The sequence below is a fragment of the Massilia sp. BSC265 genome (assembly GCF_000740675.1).
Classification (GTDB): domain Bacteria; phylum Pseudomonadota; class Gammaproteobacteria; order Burkholderiales; family Burkholderiaceae_D; genus Telluria.
The window spans coordinates 160721-172691 of record NZ_JPXI01000039.1; the positions used below are offsets into that span (position 1 = coordinate 160721).

Below are 11971 nucleotides of genomic sequence, written 5' to 3' on the forward strand. Positions count from 1 at the left end.
GTATGTCGATTTTAACCGCAATAAGCCGACGCCGCCACGCAACGTAAGCAATAGTGCTGAAATGCCATTTTTTCATGCCAGACTGGCTACGCAAGCGTTTGCGCAGCGAGCCTCACGCGGCTGATGTGCGGTTGCTGCGCCGAATATCAAGGGCAAGGCAGCGTTCGCGGTAAATTTTACGCTGCTGGATTCTTCAGACCACGCCCAAGCAAGAAAATTTCAGATGATTTGTCCCGGCTTGCCTTGGGTTTGACCTGCTTGACCGTCTTGAATTCGGTTCTGAACTTTTCCAGTATCTGAGTAAACCCCATATCTTTGAAGCACTTCACGAGCAATGCCCCGCCCGGCTTCATGTGCATTTGAGAAAACTCAATGGCGAGGTCAATCAGGTGTTCCATTCGCGCCGCATCCGCGGTCGGAATGCCCGACAGGTTCGGTGCCATGTCGGACAGCACCAGGTCGGCCTTGCGCCCTTGCAGCAGCGCGTCGAGCTGGCCCAGCACGTCCTCTTCGCGGAAGTCGCCCAGGATGGTCTGGACGTCGGCAATCGGCTCCATCGGCAACATGTCGAGCCCGATGATGGTGCCGTGGATGCCGCCGCCGTCCGCGCCGGCCAGCTTGCGCCGGGTGTACTGGGCCCAACTGCCCGGCGTACAGCCGAGGTCGACAATGACCTGGCCCGGCTTGATCAGCTTTTCGCTTTCGTCGATTTCCTTGAGCTTGTAGGCCGCCCGGGCCCGGTAGCCCTCTTTCTGGGCGAGTTTGACGTACGGGTCGTTAATATGGTCGTGCAACCAGTTTTTGTTTAATTTGTTCTTGGCCATTCGCGTAGAATACTGCTTTTAAAGGTACTTCCAAAAATTATTATGCTTAAACTCACTCCGGCCGAGCGCAGCGCCCTGCGCGCCGAGGCCCACGGACTCAACCCAGTCGTCATGATCGGCGAATCCGGCCTGACCGAATCGGTCATGAAGGAAATCGCTTCCAGCCTGGACGCGCACGGCCTGATCAAGGTGCGCGTGTTCGGCGACGACCGCGAAGCCCGCATCGCCATGTATGAACAGATCTGCGAAGAACTCGACGCGGCGCCTGTCCAGCACATCGGCAAGCTGCTGGTGCTCTACCGTCCGAAAAAGGAAGCCGTCAAGGAACGCAGCAGCAAGGCCGGCAAGGGCATGCGCGAAGTCACCATCGTCAAGGCCAGCGCCAGCGGCACCAAAAAGCCGAGCGTCACCAAGGTCATGCTGAAAGGGAACGAGCGCGTGACGGCGGGCGGCAACATCAAGCGGGCCAAGCCGCGCCAGGCTTCCACCAAGAAGAATGCACTGAATAAGTGATGCGGGCCGCGCAAGGCAAAACCGGGGCAACCCGGTTTTTTTTCGCCCGTCGTCATGGTCGTGGACGGATTAGCGGCTCTTGAGCACCAGCAGCGCCGCCAGCACGCTTTCGATGACGTGGAACAACTGCGACACGCCATGCATGACCGCAAACTGGGTCCAGTACGGCGACGCCCTCACCCCGTCTGGCCCGGCCAGTTCGCGCATCTGCGCCATGGCCGGCTGCAGCCCGGACCACATCACCAGCGCACAGGCCAGCATCGCCAGCACCAGCAGGTTCAGGGAGCGCCGGCGCCCGGTATCGAGGTCCGGCGACAGCCGCACCAGCAGCAGTATCGCGGCTGCGCAGGCAAGCGATACCCAGCCCAGGCGGTCCAGGAGGCCGGCAACCACGTCGCCCGCCACCGTGCTGGGCACGGCCGCGAACACCGCGGGCGCCGCGATGTAGCCGAGGGCCCAGAGCGCTCCCGCCCACAGTACCGCCACCAGCAGCCGGGCAGCGGCCAGGCGCCTGCCGGCCGGGCCCACGGATCGCGGCAGGTCGGCAGTGCGGGGGTCCGGCATCAGACGTAGCGGACTTCGAGGATTTCGTATTCGCGCGGACCCGACGGGGCCTGCACTTCCACCACGTCGCCGGCGTACTTGCCGATCAGGGCGCGGGCGATCGGAGAGGTCACCGACACCTTGTTCAGCTTGATGTCGGCTTCGTCGATGCCGACGATCTGGTAGCTCACCTTCTGGCCGCTTTCCAGGTCTTCCAGGTCGACGGTCGAGGCGAAGACGACGCGGCCTTCCGCATCCAGCGTGGCCGGATCGATGATCTGGGCGGCGCTCAGCTTGCCCTCGAGCTCCGCGATGCGGCCTTCGATGAAGGCCTGGCGCTCCTTGGCGGCATCGTATTCGGCATTTTCGGACAGGTCGCCGTGCGAGCGCGCTTCAGCGATCGCGTCGATCACGCTACGGCGCTCCTTGGTCTTGAGCTGGTGCAGCTCTTCCTTCAGGAGTTCGGCGCCGTATTTGGTCAGTGGTACGGTAGTGTTCATGTCGCTCTACGTTGTTTCGTGATAAGGACGTACCAAGTGAAAACCACAGAGGCGCGCGACGCTAGCCGCGCGAGCTCTGTGGTCAAGAGGTACTACTTGCTGCTTAGTTTAAGGTTTTATGGAGACCTTGTAAATCGTAGACGCGCAGCTCGTCCAGGTGGCGCATGCCCTCGATCGCGGCTTCCGCGCCGGCGATGGTCGTGTAGGTAACCACGCGCGACTGCAGGGCCGAGGTACGGATGGTGCGCGAGTCGTTGATCGCCGAACGCTTCTCTTCCACCGTGTTGACCACCATGACGATTTCGCGGTTCTTGATCATGTCGACCACGTGCGGACGGCCTTCCAGCACCTTGTTCACCTGGCGTACCGGGATGCCGGCTGCTTCGATGACGGCGGCGGTGCCCTTGGTCGCCACCAGCGAGAAGCCCAACGCCACCAGTTCGCGCGCCACGGAGACGGCGCGCGGCTTGTCAGCGCCCTTCACCGACAGGAACACCGTGCCCTTGGTCGGCAGGTTGATGCCGGCCGCCAGCTGCGACTTCACGAAGGCTTCGCCGAAGGTCTCGCCCACGCCCATCACTTCGCCGGTCGACTTCATTTCCGGTCCGAGGATGGTGTCGACGCCCGGGAACTTCACGAACGGGAACACCACTTCCTTGACGCTGTAGAACGGCGGCGTCACCTCCTTCGTGATGCCCTGCTGGGCCAGGGTCTGGCCTACCATGCAGCGTGCGGCGATCTTGGCCAGCTGCAGGCCTGTTGCCTTCGAGACGAAGGGCACGGTACGCGAGGCACGCGGATTCACTTCCAGCACAAACACGGTGTCGACCGTCTTGCCGTCGACTTCCGACTGCTGGATGGCGAACTGCACGTTCATCAGGCCGACCACGTTCAGGGCCTTGGCCATCAGAGAGGTCTGGTGCTTCAGTTCGGCGATGGTCGCCGCGGACAGCGAGTACGGCGGCAGCGAGCAGGCGGAGTCGCCCGAGTGCACGCCGGCCTGTTCGATGTGTTCCATCACGCCGCCGATGAAGGTGGCTTCGCCGTCCGAGATGCAGTCGACGTCGACTTCGATGGCGTCGTTCAGGAAGCGGTCCAGCAGCACCGGCGAGTCGTTCGAGACCTTGACCGCTTCGCGCATGTAGCGCTCCAGGTCACGCTGTTCGTGGACGATCTCCATCGCGCGGCCGCCCAGCACGTAGGACGGACGCACCACCAGCGGATAGCCGATTTCGTCGGCCAGCGCCAGGGCGTCGGCTTCGGTGCGCGCGGTGCGGTTCGGCGGCTGGCGCAGGCCGAGCTTCTGCAGCAGCTGCTGGAAGCGCTCGCGGTCTTCGGCCGCATCGATCATGTCCGGCGAGGTGCCGATGATCGGCACGCCATTGGCTTCGAGGTCGAGCGCGAGCTTGAGCGGGGTCTGGCCGCCGTACTGGACGATCACGCCTTCCGGCTTTTCCAGGTCGACGATTTCCAGCACGTCTTCCAGCGTCAGCGACTCGAAATACAGGCGGTCCGAGGTATCGTAGTCGGTCGACACGGTCTCGGGGTTGCAGTTGACCATGATGGTCTCGTAGCCGTCTTCGCGCATGGCGAGGGCCGCGTGCACGCAGCAGTAGTCGAATTCGATACCCTGGCCGATGCGGTTCGGGCCACCGCCCAGCACCATGATCTTCTTCTTGTCGGTCGGGTTGGACTCGCACTCCTCGTCGTAGGTCGAGTACATATAGGCCGTGTTGGTCGCGAACTCGGCGGCGCAGGTGTCGACGCGCTTGTAGACCGGACGAATGCCCAACTCGTGGCGGCGGGCGCGCACTGCCTGCGGCGTGGTCTGCATCAGGAAGGCCAGGCGGCGGTCCGAGAAGCCCTTCTGCTTCAGCTTGTACAGCGTCGGCTTGTCGAGGTTCTCCAGCTTCTGATGATCCAGCCACAGCTCGATGTCGACGATCTCCTTGATCTGCACCAGGAACCACGGATCGATCTTGGTCAGGTTGTGCACTTCTTCCAGGGTGAAGCCCTGGGCGAACGCATCGCCCACGTACCAGATGCGCTCCGGGCCCGGCTCGCCGAGTTCCTCTTCGATCTTCTCGCGGTCGCGGGTCTTCTCGTTCAGGCCGTCCACGCCCACTTCCAGGCCGCGCAGGGCCTTCTGGAAGGATTCCTGGAAGGTACGGCCCATGGCCATCACCTCGCCCACCGACTTCATCTGGGTGGTCAGGTGCTTGTCCGCGGTCGGGAATTTCTCGAAGGTGAAGCGCGGGATCTTGGTGACGACGTAGTCGATCGACGGCTCGAACGAAGCCGGGGTCGCGCCGCCGGTGATCTCGTTGCGCAGTTCATCCAGCGTGAAGCCCACGGCCAGCTTGGCCGCCACCTTCGCGATCGGGAAGCCGGTCGCTTTCGAGGCCAGCGCCGAGGAACGCGATACGCGCGGGTTCATCTCGATGACGATCATGCGGCCGTCCTTCGGGTTGATCGCGAACTGCACGTTCGAGCCGCCGGTGTCGACGCCGATCTCGCGCAGCACGTTGATCGAGGCGTTGCGCATGATCTGGTATTCCTTGTCGGTCAGCGTCTGCGCCGGCGCGACGGTGATCGAGTCGCCGGTATGGACGCCCATCGGATCCAGGTTCTCGATCGAGCAGATGATGATGCAGTTGTCCTTCTTGTCGCGGACGACTTCCATCTCGTACTCTTTCCAGCCGAGGAGCGACTCTTCGATCAAGAGTTCGCTGGTCGGCGAAGCCTCGAGGCCGCGCTTGCAGATCTGCTCGAACTCTTCCTCGTTGTAGGCGATGCCGCCACCGCTGCCGCCCATGGTGAAGGACGGACGGATGATGGTCGGGAAGCCCAGTTCGCGCTGCACGCTCCATGCTTCTTCCATCGAGTGGGCGATGCCCGAGCGCGCCGAACCGAGGCCGATCTTGGTCATCGCGTCCTTGAACTTGGCGCGGTCTTCGGCCTTGTCGATCGCTTCCGGGGTCGCGCCGATCAGCTCGACCTTGTACTTCTCGAGCACGCCGTTGTGGTGCAGGTCGAGCGCGCAGTTCAGCGCGGTCTGGCCGCCCATGGTCGGCAGGATCGCGTCCGGGCGCTCCTTGTCGATGATGCGCTCGACGACCTTCCAGGTGATCGGCTCGATGTAGGTGACGTCCGCCGTTTCCGGGTCGGTCATGATGGTCGCCGGGTTCGAGTTGACCAGGATGACCTTGTAGCCTTCTTCACGCAGGGCCTTGCAGGCCTGGGCGCCCGAGTAGTCGAATTCGACCGCCTGGCCGATGACGATGGGGCCTGCCCCGATGATCAGAATGCTTTTGATATCACTACGTTTTGGCATTTATTTCTTCTCCGCGGCTTGCATCAGGCCGATGAAACGGTCAAACAGGTAGGCGACGTCGGTCGGGCCTGGCGAAGCTTCCGGGTGGCCCTGGAAGCAGAAAGCAGGTTTGTCGGTACGCTCGAAGCCCTGCAGCGAACCGTCGAACAACGACACGTGGGTGACGCGGCAGTTGGCCGGCAGGGTCTCCGGGTCGACCGCGAAACCGTGGTTCTGCGAGGTGATCAAGACCTTCTTCGAATCGAGGTCCTGCACCGGGTGGTTGGCGCCATGGTGGCCGAACTTCATCTTCATGGTCTTGGCGCCGGATGCCAGCGCCATGATCTGGTGGCCGAGGCAGATGCCGAAGGTCGGGATGCCCTTCTCGATCAGCTCCCTGCTTGCCTTGATGGCGTAGTCGCATGGCTCCGGGTCGCCAGGACCGTTGGCCAGGAAGATGCCGTCAGGATTCAGCGCCAGCGCGTCCTCAGCCGTCGCTTGCGCCGGCAGCACGGTCACCTTGCAGCCGCGCTCGGCCAGCATGCGCAGGATGTTGCGCTTGACGCCGTAGTCGAAGGCGACCACGTGGTATTTCGGATCGTCCTGCCTGCCGAAGCCCTGGCCGAGCTTCCACTCGGTTTCGGTGAACACGTAGGGCTCCTTGACCGACACGACCTTGGCCAGGTCCATGCCTGCCAGGCCCGGGAACGAGCGCGCCAGTTCCAGCGCCTGCGTCTCGAGCGGCTCCTTGCCCTGGACACCGGTAAGGATGGCGCCTGCCTGCGCGCCCTTCTCGCGCAGGATGCGGGTCAGCTTGCGGGTGTCGATGCCGGCGATGGCGACCACGTTTTCTTGCTTCAGGTAGTCCGACAGCGACTGGGTGGAACGGAAATTCGATGCCAGCAGCGGCAGGTCACGGATGATCAGGCCGGCGGCGTGGACCTTGGAGGCCTCGACGTCGGCCGGGTTGACGCCGTAGTTGCCGATGTGCGGGTACGTCAGGGTGACGATCTGACGCGAGTAGCTGGGGTCGGTGAGGATTTCCTGGTAGCCGGTAATCGCGGTGTTGAACACCACTTCGCCGGTCGTGTGACCGGTGGCACCAATGGAATATCCTTTGAAAATCGTTCCGTCAGCGAGGGCCAGGATGGCTGGGACGGCTGGGCCAGAAAAAAATGGCGGCAAGGGTAACTCCCAATAAAGTTACCGTAGCTGCGCCACGTCAGACCGACATCCAACCTAGCCGGGCGGAGTGCTGCTTGCCGGTAGCTGGACATCTAGTTGAATGAGGGATGGTGGATAGGCGCTACGGCAAATGTGTGAATGGTTAAACTTCCGAATTATAGCGCGGAATGGACCTATTCGGCAATGCAGCAATTCTACAAAAGTGGCGCTGATTTTGCCCAAACGTGCGTGAAAGCGGCGCGCAAACCGGTGTTTTGCTGCTTTTGCGAAATAAAGAAAAGGCGCCCTCAGGCCAATGCCTGTCAGTTAGGAAGAACTGTAGGGTGGGCGGATTCCCCGCCCACGCGGTGATAGTTAAGATACGAAAAATCGTACGGGCTGCAGTACTGTGATTTGACCGCGTGGGCGGGAGACCCGCCCACCCTACGGATGAGCGGCGCCTCTCAAGTGACCGGCATTGGCCCGCAGGCGCCTTGCATGACAGCGAGGTGACAAACTCGGCTGTTATTCGCCGATCAGGGCCGCAATGCCGGCCTTGGCGATCTGCGCGTCCTCGTTCGACTTCACACCAGAGACCCCGACCGCGCCGATGACGTGGCCGTCGACGATCACCGGCACCCCACCTTCCAGCATGCCTTCGAGCTCCGGCGCCGACAGGAAAGACACGCGGCCGTTGTTGATCACGTCCTCGTACACCTTCGATTCGCGGCGGCCGAGAGCGGCGGTCTTGGCCTTGGCCGGGGCGATGTAGGCGGACGTGGCTGCTGCGCCGTCGAGGCGCTGGTACCACAGCAGGTGGCCGCCGTCGTCCACGATGGCGAAGGACACGGCCCAGTTGTTACGCAGCGCTTCGGCTTCGGCGCCCGCGGCGATCTTCTTGACGTCTTCGAGGGTGAGGTAAGGCTTCGTCTTCATCATGGTTCCTTTATTGTCCTTGCTGCTTGGCCTTGAGCCTGGCCTTGATCTGGGGCATGACGGCGGCAGCCGCCTGCTCGCCGGCGAGGATCGCCAGGTTGCGGTTACTGAAATCGGCGCTCCCCATGTTACCAAGGTTCGGCGTGATGACGATGTCGGCCTCCTTCAACTCGAAGTGGTTGAGGCGCTGCCCCATGATGCTAAAGGTCTGCATCAGCACGTCGAGCGAGCTGGCGGTGGCCGCGCCTTCGGTGGCGCTGGAAATATTCACTGCAATGATGAACTCGGCGCCCATCTCCTTGGTGAACTTGACCGGCACCGGCGCGACGAGGCCGCCGTCGACATAGGTGTTGGCCCCGATCTTCACCGGCTGGAATACGCTCGGCACCGCGGAGGACGCGCGTACGGCCATGCCGGTATTGCCCTTGTTGAAGAGGATCGGCTGGCCGGTCTTGAGGTCGGTGGCAACGGCGCCGAAGCGGATCTTCAGGCGCTCCATCGGCACGTTATTGACCGCCTTGTTGACGTAGTTCTGCAGCGCCTCCCCCTTGAGCACCCCGGTGGACTTGCCGAACAGCGGCAGCGCCCAGTCGGAGATCGTGGCCTCGTCCATGGCCAGCGCGGTCTTCTGCAGCGCGAAGCCGTTCAGGCCGGAGGCATACAGCGAGCCGACTACCGAGCCGGCGCTGGTGCCGACCACGATCTCGGGAACGATTCCCTGGGCTTCCAGGGCCTTGATGACGCCGATGTGGGCGAAGCCGCGCGCGGCGCCACCGCCGAGGGCGAGGCCGATTCTCACCTTGCGCGGCGGCGGGGGCGGTGTCACCTGCTGGGCGGCGGGGGTGGCGGGGGGCTGGGTCGGGGTGCTGCCGCAGGCGGTGAGCAACAACGCGGCGCAGGCAATCAGGGAGCTACGACGAGAGAACATATGGGGTGCCGAAAAGAACGAGGCACGATTGTAACCTGACTCGTCGGCTGATCGCTCGGCATGCCTAGGCCGGAGAACGGCAGCAAGGAGCCTATCGACGATCCCGGCACTCTTCTTCAGGAAGACGTGGAACTAGGGAAGCCGGTGCCCATAGAGGAAGGTGAGATCGGTGACATGCAAATGCGCATAGACGTCTCTCAGCTGTTCGACAAACGGCAACGCCTCCTCGGCATGATTCGACGATGTCAGCGCGGTCGGAAGGCTCGTAATGATCGTTACGGCGGACATCTCCCGAGACACCGCGTTCAGGGCGCGGGCACGTTCAGCCCACGCAAGACCCTGCTCGACCTTATCAGCCATGATCAAGCTGGTAACAGCCAACTTCAGCGCGATCCCCCACCTAGGCATCAGCCCGGCAAGGAGGTATTCGGCAACACCGCCGTAAACGTACTGCCCTTCCCCGGCACCGAACTGATCATCAGCCGCCCGCCATGCCGGATCAGCACGTGCTTGACGATCGCCAGCCCCAGGCCCGTGCCCTGGGTCTCGCGCGAGCGGCTCTTGTCCACCCTGTAAAAACGCTCGGTGAGCCTGGAAATGTGGATCGGCTCGATCCCGATGCCGCAGTCCGTCACCGCGAAGCGCAGCTCGTCCGGACCGCGCATCCAGGACAGGCGGATCGTGCCGCCGTCCGGCGAGTAGCGCACCGCGTTCGAGGCCAGGTTGGCAAAGGCGCTGCGCAGCTCTTCCAGGCTGCCCATCACGTCGGGGCCATCGAACTCCACCACCACTTCGTGCCGCCCGCCCGACAAGGCGCGGGCCTCAAGCGCCACCGAGTCGATCATCGCCCGCATGTCCACCCGCTCGCGCTTGAGCGGGAATTCGTCGGACTCCAGTCGAGACAGGGTCAGCATGTCGCCGATCAGGCGCTGCATGCGGTGCGCCTGCTCGGTCATCAGGTTCAGGTGTGCGGTGCGGGTGGCTACATCGAGCCCCGGATCGGACATCGCGATCTCGAGGAAGCCCACGATCACGGTCAGCGGCGTGCGCAGTTCGTGCGAGGCGTTGGCGATGAAGTCGCGGCGCATCGCTTCGATGCGTTCGGTATCGGTGGCGTCGTGCGTCACCAGGATCTGGCGCCGGTTCTCAAAGGGGATGATGCGGCATTCCAGCTTGCGGCCGCGGAAGGAAAGCGTCAGCGGCTGCTCGTAGCGCCCCAGGATCACGTAGTCGATGAATTCGGGATGGCGCACCAGGTTGGTCACCCTCAGGCCCTTGTCGCGTGCCATGGTGAGACCGAGGTGGCGCTCGGCCGCCTCGTTGCACCACTCCAGGAACAGGACGTCGTCCATGATCGCCACGCCTTCCGGCAGCATCTGCATCGCCTGGCGGAAGCGCGCCAGCCACTCGGCCATCTCGGCCTGGTGGCGCTCGTCCTCGCGCCGCAGGCGATACAGGCGCGCGAACACGTCGGTCCAGGCGCCCCACCCGTCCGGCAGCCGGCTCGAGTGTGGGTCGTTCAGCCATTCGCCCAGCTCGTGCAGGTAGCGCAGCTGGACGAACAGCGCGATCAGCACCGCCGCCAGTGCGAACACCAGCGCCTCGACCACGCCCGACATCCACCAGACGACGGCGGCCGCGGCGAACACGAGGCCCAGGCGCAGGATCGCCGGCACCCAGAACAGCACCTTCGGGTTCATCGAGCGTGCCGACTCGCTAACCAATGCGTCGCTCACTTCTCGGACAGCATATAGCCGACGCTGCGCACCGTGCGGATCAGGCCATCGGCGCTCTTGAGCGCCTTGCGCAGCCGCAGCACGTGCACGTCCACCGTGCGCTCCTCGATCACGGCGTGGTCGCCCCACACCTTGTCGAGCAGCTGTGCGCGCGAGAACACGCGTTCGCGGTGGGCCATCAGGAACTTGAGCAGCTTGTATTCGGCATTACCGATGTCGATCTGCTGGTTCTCCACCGTCACCGTGCAGCTGTTCGGGTCCAGCACCACGCTGCCGGCGCGCAGCGGCGCCTCGGCCAGGTGCGGGCTCTTGCGGCGCAACAGTGCGCGCGAGCGCGCCAGCAATTCGCGCGGCGAGAACGGCTTGGTGACGTAGTCGTCCGCGCCCGTGTTCAGGCCGGCGATCTTGTCTTCTTCCATGCTCTTGGCGGTCAGCATGATGACCGGGATTTCCTGGAAGTCGCGGTCGCCGCGCAGGCGCGAGAGCAGGCGCAGGCCGCTCTGGTCCGGCAGCATCCAGTCCAGCAGCACCAAATCGGGCTTGCCGCGCGTGATGCTGTCCCAGGCGCCGCCCACGGTGTCGGCGGTGCGGATGTCCCAGCCGGCTTCGCGCAGCGAGTACTTCACCAGCTCGACGATCGCCGGTTCGTCCTCGACCACCAGCACGCTCGTGTTGTCCGCCATGCCGTCAGCCCGCTGCCTGTTCGTTCGCCGCCGGCTTGCTGTGGCGAATGTCGCGGCCCTCGACCACGTAGATCACGTATTCGGCAATGTTCTTGGCGTGGTCGCCGATGCGCTCGATGGCCTTGGCCACCCACAGCGTGTCCAGCGCCGAGGAGATCGTGCGCGGGTCTTCCATCATGAAGGTGATCAGGTTGCGCAGGATGCTGCGGAACTCGTGGTCCACTACTTCGTCGGCGGCGATCAGTTCCAGCGCCTGCTTGCCGTCCAGGCGCGCAAAAGCGTCCAGCGCATTGTGCAACTGGTCCCCGGTCGCCTTGGAGATGGTACGCACCATGTCGTAGTGAGCGAACGGCGCACCGTTGCGCTCGTGCAGGCTCTTCGCGGTGCGCGCGATCTTCGAGGCTTCGTCGCCGATGCGCTCGAGGTCGGTGATGACCTTGATGGTCGCCATGACGGTGCGCAGATCGTTCGCGGTCGGCTGGCGACGCACGATCAGGTGGCTGCAGGCGTCGTCGAGTTGCACTTCGAGCTGGTTGACGGCCTGGTCGTCGGCGATCACGCGGTCGGCGCGCGCGGCTTCGCCCACGCGGAAGCACTCCATCGCTTCGTCGAACGCGGTTTCCACCATGCCGCCCATCAGCAAGACCTTGGAACGAATCGCTTCCAGTTCCTGGTCATACTGCTTGGATGAATGCTCTCCAGTCATACTGCTCTCCTGTGGTGGGGCCTCGCGCAAGCTACTGCGCGTCGGAGTGGCGCCCTGCGATGCTCACCGTATCGTCAGTACGGCTACACTTCCCGGACGCCACACCTTCCGCTCGCTACGCTTGC

At 63.6% G+C, this 11971-nt stretch carries 12 protein-coding genes; 1 reads left to right on the top strand and 11 read right to left on the bottom strand.

The features are described from left to right. Positions 1–176: 176 nt before the first annotated feature. The gene (locus tag MA09_RS19605; protein ID WP_036252226.1) at positions 177–824 is read right to left on the bottom strand and encodes an RlmE family RNA methyltransferase; all 648 of its coding nucleotides are present in this window, start codon (positions 822–824) and stop codon (positions 177–179) included. Between the two features lie 42 nt (positions 825–866). Between MA09_RS19605 and yhbY the strand changes: the two genes are divergently transcribed. After that, a complete protein-coding gene (gene yhbY / locus MA09_RS19610) occupies positions 867–1337 on the top strand; it encodes a ribosome assembly RNA-binding protein YhbY (RefSeq protein ID WP_036252228.1) in 471 nt (156 codons plus the stop codon). Between the two features lie 69 nt (positions 1338–1406). Here the strand turns inward: yhbY and MA09_RS19615 are convergent, their stop codons facing one another. From MA09_RS19615 to phoU, 10 genes are all read right to left on the bottom strand, one after another. Continuing rightward, positions 1407–1901, bottom strand: a complete 495-nt coding sequence (locus tag MA09_RS19615) for a DUF4149 domain-containing protein (RefSeq protein ID WP_051933619.1) — start codon at positions 1899–1901, stop codon at positions 1407–1409. Next, a complete protein-coding gene (gene greA / locus MA09_RS19620; protein ID WP_036252231.1) occupies positions 1901–2380 on the bottom strand; it encodes a transcription elongation factor GreA in 480 nt (159 codons plus the stop codon). Before greA ends, MA09_RS19615 begins: the two co-directional genes overlap by 1 nt. A 103-nt stretch (positions 2381–2483) precedes the next feature. Continuing rightward, positions 2484–5714 carry a carbamoyl-phosphate synthase large subunit gene (gene carB / locus MA09_RS19625; RefSeq protein WP_036252234.1) on the bottom strand — a complete coding sequence of 1077 codons (3231 nt, stop codon included), beginning with the start codon at positions 5712–5714 and terminating at the stop codon, positions 2484–2486. Continuing rightward, positions 5715–6878, bottom strand: a complete 1164-nt coding sequence (gene carA, locus MA09_RS19630) for a glutamine-hydrolyzing carbamoyl-phosphate synthase small subunit (protein ID WP_051933620.1) — start codon at positions 6876–6878, stop codon at positions 5715–5717. Positions 6879–7382: 504 nt separating this feature from the next. Further along, on the bottom strand, positions 7383–7793 hold the full coding sequence (locus tag MA09_RS19635) for a heme-binding protein (RefSeq protein ID WP_036252236.1): 411 nt from the start codon (positions 7791–7793) through the stop codon (positions 7383–7385). A gap of 10 nt (positions 7794–7803) precedes the next feature. After that, positions 7804–8721 (bottom strand): patatin-like phospholipase family protein, encoded by a 918-nt coding sequence (locus MA09_RS19640; protein WP_036252477.1) that lies wholly within the window; start codon positions 8719–8721, stop codon positions 7804–7806. Between the two features lie 132 nt (positions 8722–8853). Then, positions 8854–9081, bottom strand: coding sequence for a hypothetical protein (locus tag MA09_RS19645; protein WP_152594719.1), 228 nt, complete (start codon positions 9079–9081; stop codon positions 8854–8856). A gap of 47 nt (positions 9082–9128) precedes the next feature. Further along, entirely contained in the window at positions 9129–10421 is a 1293-nt protein-coding gene (gene phoR, locus MA09_RS19650) for a phosphate regulon sensor histidine kinase PhoR (protein ID WP_036252239.1), read from the bottom strand. A 32-nt stretch (positions 10422–10453) separates the two neighbouring features. Then, a complete protein-coding gene (locus MA09_RS19655; protein WP_036252241.1) occupies positions 10454–11140 on the bottom strand; it encodes a response regulator in 687 nt (228 codons plus the stop codon). Between the two features lie 4 nt (positions 11141–11144). After that, positions 11145–11846 (bottom strand): phosphate signaling complex protein PhoU, encoded by a 702-nt coding sequence (gene phoU / locus MA09_RS19660; protein ID WP_036252243.1) that lies wholly within the window; start codon positions 11844–11846, stop codon positions 11145–11147. Positions 11847–11971: the final 125 nt, after the last annotated feature.